Source organism: Gottfriedia acidiceleris (assembly GCF_036421055.1).
Lineage (GTDB): Bacteria > Bacillota > Bacilli > Bacillales > Bacillaceae_G > Gottfriedia > Gottfriedia acidiceleris_C.
Genome location: NZ_JAZGQS010000002.1, coordinates 364,195 through 386,911 on the forward strand (window position 1 = coordinate 364,195; position 22,717 = coordinate 386,911).

Consider the following 22,717-nt stretch of genomic DNA (forward strand, 5'->3'; position numbering starts at 1 on the left):
AAATAAATAGAAATGAGGTATTAAAATGAAACTTACAGGAAATACAATCCTTATTACAGGTGGAAATACAGGGATTGGATTAGCTTTCGCAGAACGTTTTATTAAATCTGGAAATAAAGTCATAGTGACTGGACGACGTGAAAATATACTTAAAAATGCTAAAGAAAAATTTCCAGATCTTATTACACATGTGAGTGACTTGAGCTCTGAAACAGAACGTATTTCATTGTTTGAGTGGATAACTAAGAACTATCCAGAAGTAAATGTGCTAGTAAACAATGCAGGGATTCAACAACGTTTTAATATCTTAAAATCAGATGCCAAGAACGATTGGAAATATTATAATAATGAAATCATAACGAATATTGAAGCACCAATCCATTTGTCTATGCTATTTGCACCATATTTTGCTACAAAAGAAGCTTCAACGATCATTAATGTTTCATCGGGATTAGCTTTTACTCCATTGGTCATTGCACCAATCTATTCAGCAACAAAAGCTGCAATCCATTCTTTTACAATGAGTTTACGTCACCAACTTTCAAAATCATCTGTAGAAGTAATTGAAGTTGCTCCTCCGGCAGTTAATACTGATTTAGGAGGAGCAGGATTGCATACTCACGGAGAACCTTTAGATGATTTCGCGGATGGGATTTTCAATGGATTAAAAGAAGGCAAACAAGAAATCGGATATGGAACTTCAGTTGAACGACTTCGTATGTCACGAGATCAAGTCGATGAACATGTTACAAATATGTACAATATGTTGAAAAACACAATTCAGTAACTATCTATTTTAAAAATGGGCAAGTTCGTTAATTCGGATTTGTCCTTTTGTTATTTTGTCTTTATTTTTACATTATTCCTTATTCCAAACAACCGTATAGCTTGTTCGATGATAGGGTACGAATAAAAAGGGTACTAAAAAACTGAACAAGCTATTGATATTGAAAAGGAGTGGGTGTGTAATGGATAAAATGAAGAATACAGTTAGTCCCAACACACATGCTGGTATGGCACAAAAAACAGTTGGGCAGTTTTTGTTCGATTGTTTGAAGCAAGAAGGAATTACTGAAATTTTCGGAGTCGCAGGGGACTATAATTTTTCATTACTTGATACGTTGGAGCGGTATAACGGAATCCAGTTTATAAAAGGACGGAACGAACTAAACGCGGGTTATGCTTCAGATGGTTATGCAAGAATGAAGGGGATGTCTGCTCTTATTACAACATTTGGTGTTGGAGAGTTGAATGCATGCAATCCGATAGCTGGAGCATATAGTGAACACGTTCCGATTATCCACATTGTTGGTTCGCCAAAACAAAAAGATCAAAAAGAGCATAAGCTGATGCACCACACTCTAATGGATGGGGATTTTAATGTCTTTCGTAATATGTATAAACAGATAACTGCTTATAGCGCGGTACTCACACCTGAAAATGCCATGATTGAAATTCCTGCAGCTATTCGTATTGCAAAAGAAAAGAAACAACCTGTTTACCTCGTTGTGGCCGATGATTTAGTCGATCAACCAATTATAGAGCGGATCGAGCCAACACCACAACTAAAAACATCAAACTTAAAATCTCTTCAAGCTGCGACAGATCATGTCCGTCAGCTACTTGAACGTTCAAAGCGGCCGGTTATTCTAGTGGATGCAAAAACCATGCGATTTGGCCTTCAGGCTGACGTTCTACAGCTGGCAGACGCCATGAATATCCCCGTTGCATCCATGATGTTCGGTAAAGGGGCATTTGATGAAACCCATCCAAATTATATCGGAATGTACTTAGGCTCGTTTGGATGTTCTGAAGTCCAAAGTACGGTAGAAAATGCAGACTGTATTATTGCGATTGGCTTGGTACCCGCCGACACCAACACAGCGAATTTTACCGCAAAACTGAATTCAACATTGATAATTAATATCCAATCGGACCTAGTCAAGATTGCTGAGGCGGTATATCCGAACGTTCTTGCTACTGACATGCTTCAGGCGGTACAAAATGTTGGATATAAAGGTCAAGGATTGCCAGGAAAAGTGTCATTTCCATACGATCAATACAATGAAAGTAACGATGAACTTCTTAAGGCAGCTGGCTATTATCCACTTTTTCAACGGATGCTGAAAAAGGACGATATTATGATTGTTGAGATTGGTACATTCTACAATGGTATGGCAGAGGTGAGATTGCCTAGTAATAGTACCTATATTGGACAAGGAGGTTGGGGCTCCATCGGATATGCAACCCCCTCTACGTTCGGTGTTTGTGCCGCAGCAACAGAACGTCGGGTGTTGCTGTTTACAGGTGACGGTTCACTACAGCTAACTGCACAAGAAATCAGTTCGATGCTCTATTACGGCTGTAAACCGATAATTTTTGTCTTAAACAATGACGGTTATACGATCGAAAAATATTTAAATGTTAAAACTAAAAATCAAACATACAACAAAATCCCTAGGTGGTCTTACACTAAGTTAGCGGAAGCCTTTGGAGGCAATGCGTTTACTGCTATTGTTCATACTTATGGAGAGCTTGAACAGGCAATAAACCAAGCTGAAATTGAATGTTCCGAAAGACTCTGCATGATTGAAATGATTGTAAAAGACCCATTGGACGCACCAGAAAATATGAAAAAGATGTATAAGTATTTGGAGAAGCAGGCGATGCAACAAAGTAAAAAATAGTAGTCAGTATAACAAAAAAAGTTGGAATCAATAAAATGATCATTCCAACTTTTTTTAATTGTTATTGAGCTATTTTTCTTAAGTCTATTAGTTCAATAATTCGAGTGATCCAAAACCTGAATTTGCTTTAATATAGGATATATGAAATTTAATTTGATTTTTTCTCTTGACTTGAAATCGATTTCATAAATTAGATTGAAAGTAAGTTGATTTTCAACGAGACGTGAAAAAAGATGAACTTAAGCTTTCTACACGAAGTAATAACCATTGTTTACCCTTACAGTGGGGATAGGAAATCTTTGAAGATTTGTATTTAATTTATAAAGGATTATAGATAGTAAGAATTAAACGATAAATGGAAAAATCGTGCTGGTTTGAATGAGAAAGGAAAGAATTGAACTTTCTTTAAACGGTTTTTAACAATTTGAATGTAATGAGTGTTGGAGGTGTAAGATGACAAATATTAACGATATTGCAAGATTAGCAGGTGTATCAGTCTCTACTGTTTCTAGAGTACTTAATAAATATAAATATGTTGCGAGTGATAAACGAGAGGCTGTTCTTAAAGTCATTGAAGAAATGAATTATACACCAAATAAAAATGCAATTGATTTAATAAGAGGAGAAACAAGAGCAATTGGTGTTATTCTCCCATATAACAACAATCCAGCATTTGATCAAATATTAAACGGGATACTGAACAAGGCATTAGAGAAAGATTTTTTGATAACGGTACTTCCTTCAAATTATCGTAAAGAAAAAGAAGTCGAGTATTTGCAAAAATTAAAAAGCAAGCTTTATGATGGCATCATTATCACTTCACGAGCAAATGATTGGGAAACAATTATTCCATTTAGTAAATATGGTTCAATCGTAGCTTGTGAATATACGCAACACAAAGAGATTGGCTGTTCCTATTTAGACCGCTATTCGTCTTATCTAGATGCCTTTCAATTATTAAAAAACAAAGGACATGATGTGGTAGCATTTACAACTGCTAGGTTAGAAAGTAATAGCACGAAGCAAATGATTGATGCTTATACTGAAATATTTGGTGAACTTCAACCTGAATACCATCTTTCAGAATGTCATTGTTTAGAAGACGGATATGAGGCAGCAAAGAAATTTATGCATTTACGAAAAAAGCCAACAGCTATCTATGCAAATGGGGACGAAGTGGCTGGTGGTATGTATTTATACGCAAAGTCGCAACAATTAGAAATCCCTACTGATTTAGCAATCATAGGTCAAGCAAATCAACCAATTGGGATCGGTATGGGAATTTCTACAGTGGATCATCAATTAACGAAAGTTGGTGAACAAGCTTGTAGCCTTGTAATAAAAAAATCTAGAGACAAAGTAAAAATACCTTATCGAATTATAGAAAGAGATTCTGTTTAAAGTAAATTAAAGATAAAAAATAGAGAAAAATGGGGAAAGAAAATGAGGGGAAAATTTATTGTTTTTGACATAGATGGAACATTACTTACGACTGAAATGAAGTTTCTAGACAGTACGAAACAAGCTTTGGTTTCTCTAAAAGAAAATGGCCATGAAATCGTAATCGCGACGGGAAGAGACTACAATTCTGCAATTTCCATTGTTGACGAACTTGAAATTGATACTTATGTTTTATGCAATGGATCAGTAGGGTATGTGCGTCATGAATTAGCTCATGAGGAGATATTTTCAAAAGAATCTATAATGAAACTAATTGAAATTGCGAAGGAAAACAATGATCAGATTGTGTTCCAAACATTGAAAGGGGTAAAAAGACATTTTGAAGAACCTGGAGAGTCATTAATTAAGGCCTATGAAAGTCTAGGTTTGCTTATACCTGAATATGATGAGAGGTATTGGAAAGAAAATTCTATTATTCAGGCTATGCTGTTTTGCAAGACTGACGATCTCCATAAATATGATATCAACGAATTCCGATATGTGAGTTGGCATCAATTCGGCTCAGATGTCATACCTAAAGAAGGTTCGAAAGCAAAAACAATTTTGAAAATTGCTAAGGAAAATGGATTTAAGCGAGAAGATATTGTCTTCTTCGGTGATGGAATGAACGACATAGAACTAATGGAACTTTCAGGAATTGGTGTTGCAATGGGAAATGCTGAAACTGCAGTGAAAGAGAAAGCTAATTTAATTACAGATAGTTGCAATGAACATGGGATTTATAATGCTCTTAAGAAAATGTTATTAATTTAATACTTGAAAGAAATTAGATAAAAGTCAAAAAGCGCTAACACTTTGTAGCCTTGGCTTGAAAATTGATAATACTGGCTTAAATACTGTCTTCATGTATGATAATGTTGGAAAAACGAATAATAAGCTTCAGTTAACTCTTTTATCAGGAGGATAAATATGAAGCGCACTTTTAAAATCATTGGAATTTGTTTACTTATAATGATCATAATTGGTGTTGGATCGGTATTTCTATCCCCAAGACCTGTAACGTGGTTTTTGAAAAAGTCTTTTGCCGGTGGAATTGAAGTAGAGGCAGCTGATTATGGGATAGCAAAACAAAAAACAAGAATGGATACTGATATTGAGTACTCATCAAAATATAAAAGTAGTACATTTGACATAATTAAGTATAAAGGTGATCTACAATACGTTCCAACCATTTTTTGGATTCATGGTGGTGCTTTTGTAGCGGGCGATAAAAATGATGTACGGAAATACGCTACATATATAGCGAGTCATGGGTATAATGTAGTGAATATAAATTACCCCTTAGTTCCGAGTGTTGCTTATCCTATCCCTTTACAACAAATTGATCAAGCATACCGATTTATTAAAAAAAACGCTGGTAAATATGGACTGGATTTAAACAATATTTATATTGCTGGAGATTCGGCTGGAGCCCAGCTTACAGCTCAATTTGTAAGCATTCAAATAAATAAAAACTACTCCAATACAGCTAAAATAGATCAAAGCGTCGATCCAAATACAATACGTGGGGCAATACTTCTTTGTGGTCCTTATGATATGAAAGAAGTTCAGACACACGCTTCATCAAGGTTGATGAAATTTGTATTTAAGCGAGTTGGTTGGGCTTATTTTGGAAAATACAACTGGGAAGATGAAAAGATGACAAAAGAATCATCCCTTTTAAGAAATATTCCAGAAAAATTTGTTTCAACATTTATAACTGACGGAAATACAGGTTCCTTTGAATCACAAGGTAAGAAATTTGCAACATTACTAGAAAAAAGAACAGGTGTTAAACAAGTCTTTTATAGTAAATCAGAAGGAAAACTAGGTCATGAATACCAGTTCCAAATGAATACGAAAGCTGCTCAAAACACGTTTAGTGAATTACTCAATTTCTTGAATGGTACGAAAGTTTCTCAATAAAAAAGAGATGGAATTTTTTCGATTTCTGTTTCTATTCATAAAAAAGAGCCTCATAAGTAAAGTACTTCCACTTATGAGACTCACTTTTATTTATAAATTAAATTATTTTACACCAACTGCATCAAATGCATTATTAACAGTTGTTACTTCAGCAGAGCTTGCACCATATAAGTCAGCAGCAGATTGTACAAGTGCTGCACGAGCTTGACTAAATGTTGCTGAAGAAGTTAAGTAAACAGTATTTGCGCGATAGAAAATTTTTGCTAATTTATCATTACCGATGCCTGTTACAGATACACCATAATGAGTTCCACCTACTGCGATTAAGTAAGCAGCTTTATTGATGATACTACTATTTGTATGAACTCCTCCATTATCAGAAGTTCCAGTGTAACGTTTTGAGTAGTGATCTGGATCACCGTATTTAGTTGGATCACTCATTGAACGAAGTGAGTCACCAGCAATACCTGGTGTGTAGATATCTTCACCAATCTCGTAATCTGGATTATTATTATTATAGAACTCAATTACAGTTCCAAAAATATCCGAAATAGCTTCGTTTAATGCACCAGATTCATTTTGATAGATTAAATTCGAACTTCTTTCTGTAACAGCGTGAGTTAACTCATGCGCTACTACGTCAAGTCCACCTGATAAGTAAGTAAATGTTGTTCCATCACCATCACCATAAACCATTTGAGAACCATTCCAGAATGCATTGTTATAACTACGGCTATAATGGACAGTTGATTTTAAGGCAGCACCATTACCATCAAATGAATTACGTCCAAAAACAGTTTTATAATAGTCGTATGTTTTTCCAGCATAATAATGTGCATCAACTGCTGCAGCTTCACTTGTGCTATTTAGTAGTGTGTCAGTGCTTGACAAAAGAGTACCAGGAAGAGTAGTACGATTAGCTCCATTATATGTGAAAATACCGTTACCTCTTGTATTATCTTGTAAATAATAAGTTGAACCAGATTGAGTCATATTTAATGTTTTTGTATCACCAAGTACACCTTTACCTGTTGCAGTTACATTTGTACCAGTAACGGATGGTTTAGCAACTGATGCTCCAGCTGATTTACTAGCAGCGTGGATGCTGTCCATTGTATCAATACTATTGTATTTATTTAAAATTTTTCCTGTTGAAGCTTCAATGAAATAATTATAGTTTCCGGGTTTAGGAGAAAGGAAGTTTAAATTTACTACATAAGCATACGTAGCATCATCACCTTTTGTATAAACTACTAGTTGAGCTGTCGGGTCTTTTTCATAGACAGGGGTATATCCCAGGTCTGCTTCTGCGATTTTGATCGATTTATTTGCGTTAACTTTTTTAGTAGATTTTAACCCTTTTTTAGTATCTAAGTTTGGAATAACTGTACCAGAGAAAACATTTAGAGTTCCACTATCTCCAACTACAGCTGTTTGAGTAGATCCCCATACAGGAACACCGTTATAAACTTGTTGTAGTCGAAGTGCGGTACCATAAGTATCTTTTTTGCTAGACTCAACAATAAACGATTCTTCTGCGGATTTTGAACCAAGTTTGAACTTATCTTTGTTTGCATTTACATACCCTTTTACAACACTTTCAGCACTCTTAGCTGATGGTTTTGTCAGCTGGCCGGAAACGAATTCAGGTGATCCAACTGATTTATTGTACTTGTAATTTGATAATACATTTTTTGGTGCAGCATATGTATTAGTTACTGATAAACTACTTGCCGCCAAACCTACAGATAATCCAACCGCTAAAACCTTTTTGTTCATTAAAAAATTCCTCCCCTTAGTTAACAATGTGGTATTGAGGAATTCATCGTATCATCTGAAAAACTGGTTTATCAAACTACAAAATTCGTCATTTTTTGCGTTTTGTGAGGGAAAAATAAGCGGAAATATCGAAGAAAAAATAAGTCAGAATCTTTAAAATAGTTAAAAAGTATCAATTTTAGTTAAAAAATGGTAAATAAAAAATCGAATTTTATTAAGAATATGTATGATTTTGGTTAAAATTAACTCAAAAAAACAGAGCTTAAAGAGAAGAAAAACATTGGAATTATTATATTAGTAAAAGATTATTTTCTAATAGTTAGAAAGTAAACGGAACCTTTTCTAATGATATTTTAATTAATATCATTAATGGAAGACATTTAATATACGTTTTTTTAAACTATATGTATGATAAAGTTTATAAGCTCTAACGATTGTTACACTGTCAAAGCCAAGTATAAAATCACCCTAAAATTCCCAAAATAAAAAATAAAAACTAGTAAAAGGGTGATTTTCTTGAGTATCGAATTCCAAGTCGGAAAAGATTATGAAAATGGTTCGATTAAAGACGTTTTAAACGATTTAGGTTTTCAAGAAGATGGTAGAGCATTTAAAAAAGACGGTAAAAGATATAAATACGAAGGTTGCGATAAATATCAAAGCTATATCTTCTCTGTGACAATGAATCAATTAAATTAAAGTAATCTAACGAAACGACCTATCCAAATTTGGATATGGTCTTTTATTTTGTCCTGAAAATTTATGAATAAAGTTTACTAGAAAAATTTAAATTTTATTGTTTACTTTAAAAAATGACAAACTTTCCCAGAGAATTGGGTCGAAATATGTTCTTTTTTATTTGACTAGTTGATCTTACTGGTAATCAATAACCCGATTGACGATGAAAAAGTATTTTAAATAAGATGGTTATATAAAAGATAAAAGATTTTGATCGATTAAAATTAATGCATCTCATTCACTTCAATTAGGTAGTATGTACGGTGAAGCAGTTTATAAATTAGATCCAACTGGGTTACCAATTAAACTATTTGATTATTCGAAAATGGGAGCTTCTGTTAAAGTGTTTGATGAAGCTGGAAATCAATTTACAGGAAAAGTTTTAGAAGATCCTAATTTTGAAGTGGGATAACTGCCATGAAATAAAGAAAAAAATTAAATGTTAGAACTGGATATACCAGGGCATTTCACAATTCATAAGCGTTTCTATATTGGTTTAGACGATAATGTGGGTGAGAAAAAATACATTTGTACAAAATTGGCTAGTGCTGGTGATGTGAACAAAGACAATGTAATTGATATTTTAGACGCTATTTATTTAGAAGAACATTGGGGAACGAAATGACTATAAAGGAGATATTAATTTTGATGGTTTAATTAATATGAGAGATATGAACTATATTAAACAAAATTTCCTTAAAGAAAATCCAACAATTTCTCATCAAAATGTACCGAAAGCGACTGAAAATGGTCGTACACTGGATGATATAATTAATAAATTAACGAAATAGATCATGAAGCAATCTTTTTAAGTAAATGCTCTTTGGGAAATGTGTAATTCATACAGATTTTTCAAAAGAGCATTTTTTTTACCTATTCTTTTTCGCAAATTCAATAGCAATAAGAATGCGCAAATCCCTTCCAAATTCACTGTCGAAAGCAGTCGAAAAAACAGGATTTTTTTCGTATCGTTGATCTTATCACTCCAAAATAACCCGGTTGACCGTAGAATTAATTTTCTGAATAATTAAAAATGGAAGTTTGTATGATTGTGTCGTAAAAAGATAGAAACATGGAGGACGAAGATGGGGAGAAATATAGGTAAAAGAAAGATCCTAAAAGGTATGACTGTTATAGCGCTATCATCAAGTTTTATTTTGGCCTCTTTAGGAAATGTAAGTCATGTTTCAAAAGCCGTCAGCCATTCAAAAGCGGAGGATATACTTGCAAAATTAACACCGGCGCAAAGGGATTCTTTAAATGAACTTACAACAAATGAACAAAAAGGGCTACAAATTTCTTCTAATATTGATTTAAATTCAAACGAACAAACAAATGTTATTGTTGAATTTGTTAATAAGCCTGCAAAAGTCGCTCAAATTGAAGCAAGTTCATATGGTGAACAATTAACTAGGGCAGAAGCTGAAAACCTTGTAGACAAAGATCATGAAGACTTTCAAGATGATGTTAGTAAAGTTTTGATAGATGAGAAAAAATCAAAAGTAAATTTCAAAATTAATCGTTCATATAAAAACGCATTCAATGGTGTAGCGATGAGCCTACCAGCTGATCAAATAAAGAATCTATTAAAATCAAAAGCTGTCAAAGCTGTTTGGAGCAATGAAAAGTTCTCAATTGACCCACCTAAACAAGCAGAAAATAATGAGCAGTTAAAAGCTGATGAGTTTAATGTAGCAAATTATTCTCCATATGATGGCTTAGACCGTTTACATGCAGAAGGTTTTACAGGAAAAGGAATCAAAATCGGAATTCTTGATACTGGAATTGATTATAACCACCCAGATTTAAAGGATGCTTATAAAGGTGGTTATGATTTTGTTGATAATGATAACGACCCGATGGAAACAACGTATGCTGATTGGAAAAAATCAGGATGGCCAGAACTTTCGGGCTCAAGTAAATATTATACTGAACATGGTACACATGTCGCTGGGATAATTGGTGGTCGTGGTGTAGCAAATAGCGAATATAAAACAGTTGGAGCTGCACCAGAAGCAGAACTTTATGCTTATCGAGTACTTGGACCATATGGAAGTGGATCGAGTGCTAATATGATTGCTGCGTTAGACAAGGCTGTGGCAGATGGTATGGATGTTATTAATATGTCCTTAGGTGCATCAATAAATGATCCACTTTTTGTGACGTCAGTAGCTGTAAATAATGCTGTTTTAAGTGGGGTAACGACAGTAGTTGCTGCGGGTAATAACGGTGATAAGATGTATACTCTTGGTTCTCCAGGAACAGCAGCGTTAGCATTAACTGTTGGTGCTTCTTCAACTGCGATTAATATGTTCCAGTTTACTGGATTACAAAATGGTAAAAATTATACTGTAAGAGAAATGGCAAGAAATTATCTAGATGATTTAACATCTTTAAAAGGAAAAACGTTTAAATTAGTAGACGTTGGGCTTGGCAAGGCAGCAGATTATAACGGTAAAGACCTAAACGGAAAAATAGCTTTTATTTCTCGTGGAGACACTGTATTCGTAGATAAAATTAAACTAGCAAAAAGTAAAGGTGCAGCTGGTGTCATTATTTATAACAATGAAGTAAATAAAGCAGAAGGACTGATTCAAGCGTATTTAGGGGAATCGGTCAACTCAATTCCTAGTTTTACAGTTTCATATGAAGACGGACTAGCAATCTTATCAGCTATGAAAACAGGTGATACGGATTTCACATTTGGCGATTTTTCAAAAGTAAAGACGCCAGATGATGAATTAGCAGTATTTAGCTCAAGAGGTCCTTCAAGAGTAAATTATGATATAAAGCCTGAAGTTACTGGACCTGGTGTCGCGGTTCTTTCAACTGTTCCATTTTATGTAAATAATAAAACTGCAGATGGTACGAAGCCCGAAGATTATAAAATAGCTTACGAGCGCTTATCTGGTACATCGATGGCAACTCCTTATGTTGCCGGGGTTTCAGCACTATTACTTCAATCAAATAAAGATCTACAACCTGCAGACATAAAATCAATCCTAATGAATACTGCTGACCCTTTATCAAAAGATTACAGTGTATATGAGATTGGTAGTGGAAGAGTAGATGCTTATGAAGCTATTCATTCAAACGTTGAATTTAGTGTTGTTGATAAAACGTCAACAATCATTGATGGAAAAGAGAAATTAATTAGTGAGTTAACTGGTGCGATGAGTTTTGGATCAATTAGTTTTAATGATAATGACCAATCTTTAGCTCGAAATATTTCTTTAAAAAATAGAAGTGAAAAAGCGAAAACCTTTAGGATTGAAGCTAAATTTCAATCAGGACTAAGAGGTTCAAAAGATGCTGCAAAAAATAATGTAACAATTTCAGGTCCAACTTCCGTTAAGATAGAAGGCATTAGTTCAAAAACAATTAAAATGAATTTAAGCATTCCAAAATCTGCAGAAAAAGGAAATTACGAAGGCTATCTCGTTTTTACAAATAATGCCGACCCAACTGAAAATTATCAAATTCCATTTGGCGTACATTATGTAGAAGATGGATTTAATTCTATGGCAACATACAATAAGATGCAGACTTCAGACTACAATAATTACTATCCTTTATTAAATTACACTACTGGAGTTGTTTTTAACGTTAGATCGAGTATGGAAACAATTGATTTTGTCTTATTAGACAGTGAAACAGATCAAGAGATTGGCTATTTAGGAAAAATCAATTCATCTCAGATTAATGAAAATACGGATTATTATCAAGACGGAGTATTTGGCGGCTATTATTTTCCATTCACTGGAAATCCGAAGCAACCAATATCAGCTACAAAGGTTAAGGTACCATATGGACCTGGACATTATAAAGTAAAAATAATTGGTACAAATCGTGAAGGTAAAACATTTACGATGATTGACCATACGATGATTGATATTACAGGTCCCAAATTTACAACAGATTTAGAAGAAGGGGTTATTGAGTATAAGCCTGGTACAAAGTCTTATCCAATTTCAGGGAGAGTATTTGATATCAATCAGGATGAATACAAAAAACAAGGCATTTCAATCGATCAAAGTGGCAATTTCGTCATGGAAAAAAATAATAGTTCATTATTTACTAACGGATTTCACGTGGATGCAACCGGAAACTTCACATACAATATTCCAATAAGTGCGAAAAGCTTTAATGTAGAACTTGCAGGATATAACTCAGCGGCGATTGGTGACCGTTATAAATACTATACTTTTATTCCAGAAGGCACGCCAATTGTATATGGAAGTGTAGATAAAAAGATCGTAAATCAAGGTGAAAATGTTAAGGTGACATTAACGGCTAGTAATCTTACAGATGCGAAAAAGTTGGATACTAGTTTTGCATTTACAAGTAGCCAATTAGAGGTTATAGACGTGAAATTGAATCCGGCGATTGAAAAGTTTGGTACTGCTAAACTTACAACTATCTCTGTTCCAACTGGTTCTTTAAAAGTAAATGTAGAAATGACAGACGGTAAAGTAACAGGTGATGTACCATTTGCAGAAGTAACATTTAGGGTAAAAGATGACGCATTTAATATGCTATCAACATTCAGATCACCAACAGCCTCTTATGTAAATGAAACAAACCAAACTATCTCTATGTTTTCAACAATTACGCCAATTTGGAGCAAATCAATTAAATCAAAAATTTCTGGTGGCATTGGTATACCGGATTCATTGAAAAGAGAAGGTAGAAATTCGTGGAGGGTAGACCCTTCAAAAATTGGCGCGGTTCTTTCTGTAAAGGACCAAAGCGGTAAAAGCTATCCGGGAGTCATTAGTTCATTAGGTTTACCATCCGTTGAAAAGTTACCAGTTACAATAGAAGAGATGAATGCTTCACTTGATATACCTGGTCATTTCACAATGTATGTGCCTTTCCACGTAGGCTTTTTAGATGACGAAGCAACGCCAACTGCACACTGGAATCCAGAAGTAAACTATAGTACACCAATTGCAGGAGATGTTAACAAAGACAATGTAATCGATTTAATGGATGCATTATACATCCAAACATATTGGGGAACGAATAAACGAAGTGCAGACATTAATTTTGATAATATTGTTGATTCAAAAGATTTTGCTTTCTTCGAGAAAAATTACTTAATGCAAAATCCAACGGTTGGGGATGCACCAAAACCGGTTAAAAAATATAAAGGTAAAACGATTGATGACATTAAGGTAGAGTTAGGAATTAATTAAATAAGTATATGAGACAAACCCTTCTAGATGATGGCTAAAGTAGTTTTCTAGAGGGGTTTTTAATATGCTCTTTAGATTAATTTAGCAGTGAAATAGAAGAATCCATCGCCTAGTCCAATTGTATCTTATGGAAGCAAACAAATAAAACTTTAGAGGTATAATTAGTAGACATGCTAAATAGAATGATACAAAGAACTAGTCCTAAGTAGGTTTTAATAATAGGACTAGTTCTTTTTACGAAAATCGTTGTTCTATATAAGTAGGAGGGGCAATTATGAACTTTACAGATTATCTAATAAATGTAAAAAAACTAAATGAAGTAAGAGCGAGTCAATATAATCATAGACTTTCAACTTTAAAAAAATATAGAATTTATAACAATGAAAAAGTATTAAGTGTTCATATGCTAAAGAGGATTAAAAGTCTTTCCAAAGATACAACAAAACAATATTTAAGGACAATTAATTATCATATTGAATTTTTGAATGATCATTATAGGATGTAACAAATGTTCATTCCTTCTACAATTTGTTTATCTATCAAAAATAATGTTTGAAAGGACACTCTAAAGGATAAAATCCTGATAGATTGTCTTTTTTTATTAAACAGTTTTTGAAGGGGATGTAGTAAAGATGAAGAATTTTTATAGAGGAAGTATTTTATTTGTTTTAATGCTTTTTATCATGACCGGATGTAATGGGAAGACACTTCATACAACTAAAATTTCAGATGAGACAAAGGTGGCGAATGTTACAATGAACCCTTCTTTTTTTGTGGATCCATCAATTGACATTTCAACTAACCAAATGACTTCAATTATTATTGAATTTAAAACGAAGCCTGCTGTGGTAGCTGTTAAAGAAGCGGAGGCAGAGGGAAAACAACTTACTTTGGAAGAAGCAACTAAGCAAGTAGAAGAAAGTCATGCAAAATTTCAAGAAGAATTAAAAACGCTTCTAGAAGATCAACATGTACCGTATACGGTCAGGCATGTTTATAAGACTGCACTCAATGGCGTATCAATGGAACTACCTGGCAAGGATATTAAACGATTATCACAATCAACAGTGATTGCAAGAATCTATCTAAATAAAAAAGTGCATATTATGCCTCCTGTTACACCATTTAATCAGAAATAATCATTCATTTCCTGAGTGCCTCAAAAGTTTACACACTTTTGAGGCATTTTTTTTAGAAGGAAAATTTGAAATTTAACAATCACCTCATATACTATTTTATTAAAAACGATTAATGAAGCGTTTTTAATCTACAAAAACAAAATAAATTTGCTATTATGATATAAAAAAGCTAGAAGTGAAGGTGAAACACGATGGAAATTCATTTAGTTGCAAAAGATGAGTTAGAAGCTTCAGGGATTAGGTGGGTCGTGGAATCTCACTTTACTGGTATTAACCTTGTTTCTTGGAAAACGATGGGGGAGTTTGAAAAGGCTATTCAAAAGCAAAAGCCCGACCTGGTCATATTTGATATGGATCATTGGAAAAATGAGAGTGAGAGATTTGGTGATTTAATCCAAAAATTTTCAATTCATTGGTTAGGTATTTCGTCCGAGCGAATTTTTCAAACTGCCTATCTTGCATTACAATACAAAGCGGAGGATGTATTGTTTCGCCCCTTTTCTCCTACTGATTTAATAAAGCATATTCAACAATTACGTTATCAAATTCGTAATAAAGAAAGATACTTTACTAGCAACATAAATGAAGAAATAAACTCATTTAAGATAGATTATCCTGACCTTTTTTTGAATGAACGGTTGTATGATGGTCCGATTACGATGGTTGCATTTTTGACACCGAATTCAGGTACACTTCCTCTTGTTTATAAAGCATTAGAACGAAATCCTTTTACCGGGCAAAATCGTTTATTTGTAGGTTCTGACTTTATTTTATCCGTACATGAAGTCGATGAAGTGTTATTGCAGGACGAATATAATGCATTTCTTGCTCGCTGGAAAGAAATGATGGATGAGCCACTTGCAATCGTAATGAAAGTCGGAACTCAGGAAGAAACATTAAAAGATATTTTCGAGCAAACACTTCAGTTAACAAGAAGAATCTTCTTTGAAGGATATGATATTATTTTGGCTGAAAACGAACCGATGCCATTTCAAGAGAAGGATCCATTCCTGACACCTCTAGAACAACGCCAATGGATTGAAATGCTAGAAAGAAGAGATGCAAAAGCGATTCGAGACTGGATGGAACGAGAATTTTTAACATTTCAGCAACCTTACCCTGATCCAGAAATTGTTCGAATCCGATTAACAAGTGTGCTTGCACAAATAAGAAGATATATGAAATCAAATAATCTTCAAAATGCATCTTGGGAAGGTACTTACTATGATATTTTCCAAAAAATTGTACATGGACCAATCATCTATCAAATTGTTCAAGAATTGCTTGATTTTACAACAAGACTATTGCTACAAGGGCATGATTCTTCCCAAGAAGGCCATCGTACATTGGTTGAGAAAACAAGAGAGTTAATAGAATCCAATTATTGGGATGCCGGATGGAGTTTAACCGATTGCGCTGATGCACTTCGAATAAATAAAAGTACACTTAGCCGTCGCTTTGCGGCCGAATCAAATCATTCGTTTAGAGAGACGCTCCATGAAGTACGAATTAGAGAAGCTAAACGATTATTAGATGAAACAGACTTACCACTAGATGAAATTTCAAGATTAATTGGTTATTCTCACCAATCATATTTTAATGCAAAGTTCAAACAACTTGAGGGATGCACGCCTTTAGTTTATCGATCAGGATTGTAAAATTTGTTTAAGCTGCTAATATATAACAACGATTGACTGCTATTGCGATAGTAGTCTTTTTTTTGTCATATTAGTATTATTGTCCATGTCAAATGGTTCAGCAGCTTAAAAATATAAAGGTGAATTTCAAGACCTAGATTTGTGATGAATTTATAGATCAATTGATTTATCGAAAACCTTGCATAGTCATGTTGGAGTTTTTTGCTCAATTCTTGAGTATGTTGGGTGGGAAGAAGTTAATCAGTTAGAAAATCAATTAGAGGCTGTTCTAAACAGGTTATGTGAAGAGTATGGTTTGTCCATTCAGGAGTTTAAATAATTTAAAAAACGATAGTAGTTTACAAGGTTATCTATTTCAATGTAATTATAGTAAAATGCATCGTCATCATGCTAATGCATCATAATTAACTTTTTTCTATTGATTAATTATTATAAAATTAAATTTTGTGTAGAAAAAAGTGAAAGGGGTTGCAACTATGTACGAGTGGAACAAATTACTATTAGTTGGAGAACAAGACGGCGTAAAAGGAGATTTTAATACATTAATTTCTATGATGAATTATGTAAGATATACAACTTTGGAAGCTATTAATGATATTACAGTGGAAGAGTTAGATTACCTGCACACCCCAACAGGTAATACAATAGGGATGTTATTAACTCATATGGCAGGAGTTGAGTATTGGTATCAGCTTAATACTTTTGAAAATCGAGATTTAAATTCAGAAGAAGAAGAGAAATGGTTACCTGGTTTAGATTTAGATGATCATGCTAGAAAGACGATAAAAGGGAATGATGCAGACTATTATATTAAACTGTTAAACTCGGTTCGAGAAGTAACTTATGCAAAATTTAATACACTTTCAGATGAGTGGTTGTATGAGCAGACAGAGTTTGGTCGAGCAAAAGCTACAAATTATTTTAAATGGTTCCATGTTTTTGAGGACGAAATCAATCACCGTGGTCAAATCAGAATGATCCGTAAATTATATAAAAATGCTTAAAAATAGCCTGTATCATCGAATTTTAATAACGATGATACAGGCTTTAAATTATGGATTTTCTCCTACTATTCGCCCATATTACTAGTACAGATCATTAACACATTTCCATCCAAATCTTCAAAGTTAAAATATGCAAACTCTCCAATACGTTCAATTTCTTTTACGATTGTAATCTTATTTTTTTTCATAAAGTTATATGCAGCGTCTATATCTTCAGTGTGGAAATTAAATAACACATTTTTTGAAGGTTCAAACTTAAAAGTAGGATCAAAAGTATGATCATCTAATGTAAGTCCAGTAGTACCTGTTAGTGGGATGTTGAAAACTGGGGATTCAAACTGGCTATGATCGAGCGTAATACCAAGAAGTTTACAATACCAATTAACTGATTCTTTTAGATTTTTAACATGGATAAACACATAGTTAACTTTACTAGTAATTGGGGAAACTGTTGATTTCATTACGATACCCACCTTTCGATTTAATCAATGAATAAATTCAACATCACCCTATTTAAAACCTTTCTTATATTCCTAGTTTTCTTTTAAAAAGACTAACTAATTAATAAAAAATGAGATAATTTATAAAATTACAAATTAAAGTTAAGTAATGTGAAATGAATTATAAAATAATCATCATTTTATAATTAAATATCGGAAAATTCATGTTAGACTGAAAATATCACATCAAGGGGGTATGAAATTATGAATACGGTTACAGTAGATAAAGTAGTTAGATATAGAGGTACGGAATTAAATACAAAAGGTTGGCAACAAGAAGCAGTTCTTCGTATGTTAATGAATAATTTAGATCCAGATGTAGCAGAACGTCCAGAGGATCTTGTAGTATATGGTGGAATTGGTAAAGCAGCTCGTAATTGGGAGTGCTTCGATGCAATTGTTGATTCATTAAAAAATTTAGAGAATGATGAAACATTATTAGTTCAATCTGGTAAACCAGTAGCAATTTTTAAATCTCATACTGATGCGCCACGTGTTTTAATTGCAAACTCAAATCTAGTACCTGCTTTTGCTAATTGGGATACTTTCCACGAGTTAGATAAAAAAGGTTTAATGATGTACGGGCAAATGACAGCAGGTAGTTGGATTTATATCGGTTCTCAAGGTATTGTTCAAGGAACTTACGAAACATTTGCTGAATTAGCAAAACAACATTTCAATGGCACACTTGCAGGTACAATTACTGTTACTGCTGGTCTAGGTGGAATGGGTGGAGCTCAACCACTTGCTGTTACAATGAATGGTGGGGTTTGTATCGGAATCGATGTAGACGAAACAAGAATCGATCGTCGTATCGAAACTAGATATACAGATGTAAAAACAGATTCATTAGATGAGGCAATTCGTCTAGCTGAAGAAGCGAAAAAAGAAGGAAAAGCATTATCAATCGGTCTTGTAGGAAATGCTGCTGATATTTTACCAGAAATGATTGCTAGAAACTTTATTCCAGAAGTATTAACTGACCAAACTTCAGCGCATGATCCATTAAACGGTTATACACCATCAGGAATGTCATTAGAAGAAGCTGCAGAATTAAGAGCTTCAAACCCAGAGCTTTATGTAGCTCGTTCTAAAGCTTCAATGGCGACTCATGTAAAAGCAATGCTTGAAATGATGGAAAAAGGATCTGTGACATTTGATTATGGTAATAACATCCGTCAAGTTGCGAAGGATGAAGGCGTAGAAAATGCATTTGATTTCCCAGGATTCGTTCCAGCTTATATCCGTCCACAATTCTGTGAAGGGAAAGGACCTTTCCGTTGGGTAGCATTATCAGGAGATCCTGAAGATATTTACAAAACTGACCAAGCTATTTTACGTGAATTTGCTGATAATGAGCATTTATGTAACTGGATTCGCATGGCTCAGGAAAAAGTTCAATTCCAAGGATTACCTTCTCGTATTTGCTGGTTAGGTTATGGAGAGCGCGCTCGTTTCGGTAAAATCTTAAATGACATGGTTGCAAGTGGCGAATTAAAAGCTCCAATCGTAATTGGACGTGACCACTTAGATTCAGGTTCTGTAGCATCTCCAAATCGTGAAACTGAAAGCATGATGGATGGATCAGATGCAGTAGCAGACTGGCCAATCTTAAATGCAATGATTAATGCAGTAGGTGGAGCTACTTGGGTATCAGTTCACCACGGTGGTGGAGTAGGAATGGGTTACTCATTACACGCTGGTGTTGTAATTGTTGCAGATGGTACGAAAGAAGCAGAAGCACGTATTGAGCGCGTATTAACAACAGACCCTGGAATGGGTGTAGTTCGTCATGCTGATGCAGGTTATGAGTTAGCTAAACAAACTGCTCGTGAAAGAGGAGTAAATATTCCAATGCTTGATAAAGGGACTGATAAGTAATGACAAAACCACTTTGGATTAAAAATGCAGCTCAATTAGCAACGCTTTCTTCAACAGTGAAAGGACCACGCTCAAAGGAAGCAATGTCAGAGCTTGGTTTAATTGAAGACGGTAGCTTATGGATTGAAGATGGAGTAATCCAAGCTGTTGGTACAACAAAAGAAATTCAAGATCGTTATGCAGAAAAAATTCATGAAGCAGAAGTAGTTGATGCATCTAACCAACTTGTTACTCCTGGTCTAGTAGATCCACATACACATGTTGTGTATGGTGGAAGCCGTGAGCGTGAATTTGAAATGCGTCTTGAAGGTGCAACATATATGGATATTATGAATGCGGGTGGCGGAATTCATGCGACTGCCCGCATGACTCGTGAAGCGACTGAAGAAGAATTGATGGCACAAACGATGCGTCGTCTAGATTCATTCATTGCACATGGCGTTACTACTGTAGAAAGTAAGAGCGGTTATGGTATGGATTTAGAAACTGAGTTAAAACAGTTAAGAGTTATGAAAAAATTAAGATATATGCATGCAGTTGAATTAGTTCCTACTTTTATGGGTGCTCATGCTGTGCCAAAAGAGTTTAAAGGAAGAGAAGATGAATTTGTTGATCACCTAATTAACGACATGCTACCAATCATCGCAGAAGAGAAATTAGCTGAATTTAATGATGTATTTTGTGAAAAAGGTGTATTTACACCAGATCAATCAGAACGAATTTTAGAAGCAGGTAAGAAATATGATCTAATTCCAAAAATACATGCTGATGAAATTGAACCGTATGGCGGAGCGGAATTAGCTGCAAAAGTTGGTGCTATTTCAGCCGAGCATTTATTAAAAGCTTCTGATGAAGGTATTGCTGCAATGGCTAAATCAGGAACAATTGCTTGTCTTCTTCCTGCAACCGCACTTTATTTACGTGAAGATGCTGCAAAAGGAAGAAAAATGGTTGATGAAGGGGTAGCTGTAGCCATATCAACGGACTGCAATCCAGGTTCTTCACCAACAACTTCCATGCCACTTGTAATGAACTTAGCTTGTATTTCTATGAGACTTACTCCAGCTGAAAGCTTAACAGCAGCAACATATAATGCTGCTTGTGCAATTAACCGCCAAGATCAGATCGGCTCACTTGAAGTTGGAAAACAAGCAGATATTGTATTATGGAATGTTAAAAACTATCAAGAATTACAATATTTATTCGGCGTTAACCATGTGAAATCTGTTTGGAAAAAAGGTATTAAGGTTGTGTAATGAGTTGTAGAAAATGATAAATCAATGGGGGTCCCTTCTGATAAAAATTTAATAGGAGGAACTAGCTTAAATGAAAAATAATTATAGATTTTTTATCATTTTTATGATCATTATGATCACGATCGTTAATTATATCGACCGAGGTGCAATAGCATATGCACAGGCCGAAATCATAAAAGAGTTTGGATTAAGTCCTATAAGCTGGGGCGAGATTCTAGGTTACTTTGGATATGGCTATATTTTTGGAGCATTATTTGGTGGAGCGTTTGCCGACAAAAAAGGACCTAAATTTATGTGGTTACTTGCCGCAACTGCCTGGTCAATATTTGAAATAGGCACTGTTTTTGCTGGTAATTTAGGCGCAACTTTATTTGGTGGATCAGCTTTAGCTGGATTTGCAGTTTTCCGAGTATTATTTGGACTTGCAGAAGGGCCTACCCTCTCAACAATGAATAAAACAATGGCTAACTGGGTTTCTCCTAAAGAAAGAGGGTTTGCAGTTGCGCTTGGTTTAGTAGGTACACCAGTAGGAGCACTGATTACAGCACCAATCGTAGTTGGCCTATTATCAGTTGCAAGTTGGAAAGTGACATTTATTATTCTTGGAGTAGTCGGTTTAATTTGGGCATTTATATGGTCTAAAGTATTTACAAACCTTCCAGAAGAAAATCCAAAAGTTACAAAACAAGAACTTGAGTTAATCCGTTTGAATAATCCTGTTAGTGGTAAAAGTGAAAAAGAATCGACACCATGGTACTATTTTTTCAAAAATCCTACGCTAGTAATGAATGCAATTGGTTATTTTGCCTTTTTATATGTAAATATACTATTACTTACTTGGACGCCTAAATATTTACAAGATGAATTCGGTTTTTCATTAGCATCACTAGGAATAGTAGGAATGATCCCATGGATTGGAGCTATTTTTACAGGTTTACTTGGCGGGAAAATATCAGATGCACTTCTTAGAAAAACAGGGAATTTACGTATTGCTAGATCGTGGTTTACAGTTATTTCATTATTCTTTACAGCAATTTGTTTCATGCTGATTCCAACAGTTCACAGTGCTACAGCAGTCCTAATCTTAATGTGTATTGGTAATGCATTTAACTATTTACCAAACTCAATTTATTGGACAGTAGTATTAGATACGGAACCAAAAAAAGCTGGAACATTTGGTGGTGTAACACATTTCATCGCAAACTTAGCTACAATTATTGCACCTACCTTAACAGGTAGCCTAGTTGCAAAACACGGATATAGTGCAATGTTTATCGCAGCATCAATCGCAGTAACAGTAGGAATGGTAGCCATGATCTTTGTTAAACCAGGGAATCGAGAACTAACTGCTAACCCTTCAAATGATCTTGCAGGTTAGTAAAAATGAAAAAAGAGAAATTGTTTCCGCAATTTCTCTCAGACTGTTGACAAACGCTCGCTTTCTTCGTTACTTCGCCTGTCTACGGTGCTCATTACCATCTAGGGTAACTCCGCTCCTCACCAGGCTTCGT

General features: G+C 34.4%; 19 protein-coding genes. 17 read left to right on the top strand and 2 right to left on the bottom strand.

Features of this window, described 5'->3' with window-relative positions; genetic code table 11:
• Nucleotides 1-25 precede the first annotated feature (25 nt).
• The 5 genes from RAH41_RS04455 (at nucleotide 26) to RAH41_RS04475 (ending at nucleotide 6,053) form a co-directional block, all read left to right on the top strand.
• Nucleotides 26-787, top strand: coding sequence for an SDR family oxidoreductase (locus RAH41_RS04455; protein WP_331220969.1), 762 nt, complete (start codon nucleotides 26-28; stop codon nucleotides 785-787).
• A 181-nt stretch (nucleotides 788-968) separates the two neighbouring features.
• Entirely contained in the window at nucleotides 969-2,687 is a 1,719-nt protein-coding gene (locus RAH41_RS04460) for an alpha-keto acid decarboxylase family protein (protein WP_331220970.1), read from the top strand.
• A 453-nt stretch (nucleotides 2,688-3,140) separates the two neighbouring features.
• Nucleotides 3,141-4,088: a LacI family DNA-binding transcriptional regulator gene (locus RAH41_RS04465; RefSeq protein ID WP_331220971.1), complete on the top strand. Its 948-nt coding sequence runs from the start codon at nucleotides 3,141-3,143 to the stop codon at nucleotides 4,086-4,088.
• A gap of 42 nt (nucleotides 4,089-4,130) precedes the next feature.
• Entirely contained in the window at nucleotides 4,131-4,901 is a 771-nt protein-coding gene (locus RAH41_RS04470) for a Cof-type HAD-IIB family hydrolase (protein ID WP_331220972.1), read from the top strand.
• Nucleotides 4,902-5,057: 156 nt separating this feature from the next.
• Nucleotides 5,058-6,053: an alpha/beta hydrolase gene (locus RAH41_RS04475; RefSeq protein WP_331220973.1), complete on the top strand. Its 996-nt coding sequence runs from the start codon at nucleotides 5,058-5,060 to the stop codon at nucleotides 6,051-6,053.
• A 102-nt stretch (nucleotides 6,054-6,155) separates the two neighbouring features.
• Here the strand turns inward: RAH41_RS04475 and RAH41_RS04480 are convergent, their stop codons facing one another.
• Complete coding sequence (locus tag RAH41_RS04480) at nucleotides 6,156-7,832, bottom strand: M4 family metallopeptidase (protein WP_331220974.1); 1,677 nt, start codon at nucleotides 7,830-7,832, stop codon at nucleotides 6,156-6,158.
• A gap of 516 nt (nucleotides 7,833-8,348) precedes the next feature.
• Here RAH41_RS04480 and RAH41_RS04485 point away from each other — a divergent pair.
• The 9 genes from RAH41_RS04485 (at nucleotide 8,349) to RAH41_RS04525 (ending at nucleotide 17,569) form a co-directional block, all read left to right on the top strand.
• On the top strand, nucleotides 8,349-8,531 hold the full coding sequence (locus RAH41_RS04485) for a hypothetical protein (RefSeq protein WP_331220975.1): 183 nt from the start codon (nucleotides 8,349-8,351) through the stop codon (nucleotides 8,529-8,531).
• A 295-nt stretch (nucleotides 8,532-8,826) separates the two neighbouring features.
• Nucleotides 8,827-8,982, top strand: a complete 156-nt coding sequence (locus RAH41_RS04490; protein WP_331220976.1) for a hypothetical protein — start codon at nucleotides 8,827-8,829, stop codon at nucleotides 8,980-8,982.
• A 27-nt stretch (nucleotides 8,983-9,009) separates the two neighbouring features.
• On the top strand, nucleotides 9,010-9,195 hold the full coding sequence (locus RAH41_RS04495; RefSeq protein WP_331220977.1) for a hypothetical protein: 186 nt from the start codon (nucleotides 9,010-9,012) through the stop codon (nucleotides 9,193-9,195).
• Between the two features lie 37 nt (nucleotides 9,196-9,232).
• Nucleotides 9,233-9,361, top strand: coding sequence for a hypothetical protein (locus RAH41_RS04500; RefSeq protein WP_331220978.1), 129 nt, complete (start codon nucleotides 9,233-9,235; stop codon nucleotides 9,359-9,361).
• A 294-nt stretch (nucleotides 9,362-9,655) separates the two neighbouring features.
• Nucleotides 9,656-13,768 (top strand): S8 family serine peptidase, encoded by a 4,113-nt coding sequence (locus RAH41_RS04505; protein WP_331220979.1) that lies wholly within the window; start codon nucleotides 9,656-9,658, stop codon nucleotides 13,766-13,768.
• A gap of 274 nt (nucleotides 13,769-14,042) precedes the next feature.
• Nucleotides 14,043-14,273, top strand: coding sequence for a hypothetical protein (locus RAH41_RS04510; protein ID WP_331220980.1), 231 nt, complete (start codon nucleotides 14,043-14,045; stop codon nucleotides 14,271-14,273).
• Between the two features lie 127 nt (nucleotides 14,274-14,400).
• Nucleotides 14,401-14,907 carry a protease inhibitor I9 family protein gene (locus tag RAH41_RS04515; RefSeq protein ID WP_331220981.1) on the top strand — a complete coding sequence of 169 codons (507 nt, stop codon included), beginning with the start codon at nucleotides 14,401-14,403 and terminating at the stop codon, nucleotides 14,905-14,907.
• Nucleotides 14,908-15,098: 191 nt separating this feature from the next.
• The gene (locus RAH41_RS04520) at nucleotides 15,099-16,565 is read left to right on the top strand and encodes a helix-turn-helix transcriptional regulator (RefSeq protein ID WP_331220982.1); all 1,467 of its coding nucleotides are present in this window, start codon (nucleotides 15,099-15,101) and stop codon (nucleotides 16,563-16,565) included.
• 476 nt (nucleotides 16,566-17,041) lie between these two features.
• The gene (locus tag RAH41_RS04525; protein ID WP_331220983.1) at nucleotides 17,042-17,569 is read left to right on the top strand and encodes a DinB family protein; all 528 of its coding nucleotides are present in this window, start codon (nucleotides 17,042-17,044) and stop codon (nucleotides 17,567-17,569) included.
• A 65-nt stretch (nucleotides 17,570-17,634) separates the two neighbouring features.
• Here RAH41_RS04525 and RAH41_RS04530 read toward each other — a convergent pair whose 3' ends face one another.
• Nucleotides 17,635-18,030, bottom strand: a complete 396-nt coding sequence (locus tag RAH41_RS04530; protein ID WP_331220984.1) for a VOC family protein — start codon at nucleotides 18,028-18,030, stop codon at nucleotides 17,635-17,637.
• Nucleotides 18,031-18,273: 243 nt separating this feature from the next.
• Here RAH41_RS04530 and hutU point away from each other — a divergent pair, with 243 nt between their 5' ends.
• The 3 genes from hutU to RAH41_RS04545 all read left to right on the top strand — a co-directional run bounded on the left by hutU (nucleotide 18,274) and on the right by RAH41_RS04545 (nucleotide 22,584).
• Nucleotides 18,274-19,950: a urocanate hydratase gene (gene hutU, locus RAH41_RS04535; RefSeq protein WP_331220985.1), complete on the top strand. Its 1,677-nt coding sequence runs from the start codon at nucleotides 18,274-18,276 to the stop codon at nucleotides 19,948-19,950.
• Entirely contained in the window at nucleotides 19,950-21,206 is a 1,257-nt protein-coding gene (gene hutI, locus RAH41_RS04540; protein WP_331220986.1) for an imidazolonepropionase, read from the top strand. The genes hutU and hutI overlap by 1 nt, the downstream gene beginning before the upstream one ends.
• 70 nt (nucleotides 21,207-21,276) lie before the next feature.
• Entirely contained in the window at nucleotides 21,277-22,584 is a 1,308-nt protein-coding gene (locus tag RAH41_RS04545; protein WP_331220987.1) for an MFS transporter, read from the top strand.
• The last annotated feature ends 133 nt before the right edge of the window (nucleotides 22,585-22,717 follow it).

What these genes read in the sequence shown, in the direction of transcription:
- RAH41_RS04455 (WP_331220969.1), top strand. Translation starts at nt 26, where the DNA reads ATGAAACTTACAGGAAATACAATCCTTATTACAGGTGGAAATACAGGG.
- RAH41_RS04460 (WP_331220970.1), top strand. Translation starts at nt 969, where the DNA reads ATGGATAAAATGAAGAATACAGTTAGTCCCAACACACATGCTGGTATG.
- RAH41_RS04465 (WP_331220971.1), top strand. Translation starts at nt 3,141, where the DNA reads ATGACAAATATTAACGATATTGCAAGATTAGCAGGTGTATCAGTCTCT.
- RAH41_RS04470 (WP_331220972.1), top strand. Translation starts at nt 4,131, where the DNA reads ATGAGGGGAAAATTTATTGTTTTTGACATAGATGGAACATTACTTACG.
- RAH41_RS04475 (WP_331220973.1), top strand. Translation starts at nt 5,058, where the DNA reads ATGAAGCGCACTTTTAAAATCATTGGAATTTGTTTACTTATAATGATC.
- RAH41_RS04480 (WP_331220974.1), bottom strand. Translation starts at nt 7,832, where the DNA reads ATGAACAAAAAGGTTTTAGCGGTTGGATTATCTGTAGGTTTGGCGGCA.
- RAH41_RS04490 (WP_331220976.1), top strand. Translation starts at nt 8,827, where the DNA reads ATGTACGGTGAAGCAGTTTATAAATTAGATCCAACTGGGTTACCAATT.
- RAH41_RS04495 (WP_331220977.1), top strand. Translation starts at nt 9,010, where the DNA reads ATGTTAGAACTGGATATACCAGGGCATTTCACAATTCATAAGCGTTTC.
- RAH41_RS04500 (WP_331220978.1), top strand. Translation starts at nt 9,233, where the DNA reads ATGAGAGATATGAACTATATTAAACAAAATTTCCTTAAAGAAAATCCA.
- RAH41_RS04505 (WP_331220979.1), top strand. Translation starts at nt 9,656, where the DNA reads ATGGGGAGAAATATAGGTAAAAGAAAGATCCTAAAAGGTATGACTGTT.
- RAH41_RS04510 (WP_331220980.1), top strand. Translation starts at nt 14,043, where the DNA reads ATGAACTTTACAGATTATCTAATAAATGTAAAAAAACTAAATGAAGTA.
- RAH41_RS04515 (WP_331220981.1), top strand. Translation starts at nt 14,401, where the DNA reads ATGAAGAATTTTTATAGAGGAAGTATTTTATTTGTTTTAATGCTTTTT.
- RAH41_RS04520 (WP_331220982.1), top strand. Translation starts at nt 15,099, where the DNA reads ATGGAAATTCATTTAGTTGCAAAAGATGAGTTAGAAGCTTCAGGGATT.
- RAH41_RS04525 (WP_331220983.1), top strand. Translation starts at nt 17,042, where the DNA reads ATGTACGAGTGGAACAAATTACTATTAGTTGGAGAACAAGACGGCGTA.
- RAH41_RS04530 (WP_331220984.1), bottom strand. Translation starts at nt 18,030, where the DNA reads ATGAAATCAACAGTTTCCCCAATTACTAGTAAAGTTAACTATGTGTTT.
- hutU (WP_331220985.1), top strand. Translation starts at nt 18,274, where the DNA reads ATGAATACGGTTACAGTAGATAAAGTAGTTAGATATAGAGGTACGGAA.
- hutI (WP_331220986.1), top strand. Translation starts at nt 19,950, where the DNA reads ATGACAAAACCACTTTGGATTAAAAATGCAGCTCAATTAGCAACGCTT.
- RAH41_RS04545 (WP_331220987.1), top strand. Translation starts at nt 21,277, where the DNA reads ATGAAAAATAATTATAGATTTTTTATCATTTTTATGATCATTATGATC.